Raw genomic sequence first — 276 nt, forward strand, 5'->3', positions numbered from 1 at the left:
ACGGTGGTCTTCCCGACCCCGCCTTTGCCGCCGAAGAAGACGAACTGCTCCATCAGTCGCGGAGTGAGCGTCGGTCCGTCATCAGAAGTGGTACTGCTGGCCCTTGCGCTCGATGAGGCTCTCGCGGTCCCACAGCCGCCGCTCCCACGCCTCGAACTCGTCTTCGAGGTACGGGAGCAGCTCGGCGGTGTAGTACGACACCGGCGACGGGATCCCGAAGGCGTCGGGGAAACACGCCAGCATGAACTCGTCTTCGGTGTCCTCGGCCTCCTTCTC

Annotated in this window: 1 protein-coding gene; it reads right to left on the reverse strand. The window is 64.9% G+C overall.

Going from position 1 to position 276, the window contains the following annotated elements:
• Positions 1–81: 81 nt before the first annotated feature.
• Positions 82–276, reverse strand: a 195-nt coding sequence (locus EXE42_RS17515; protein ID WP_137707114.1) for a hypothetical protein, incomplete at its 5' end; no start/stop codon positions are given.

Origin of the sequence: Halorubrum sp. SP3 (assembly GCF_005435195.1) — an archaeon.
Lineage (GTDB): Archaea > Halobacteriota > Halobacteria > Halobacteriales > Haloferacaceae > Halorubrum > Halorubrum sodomense.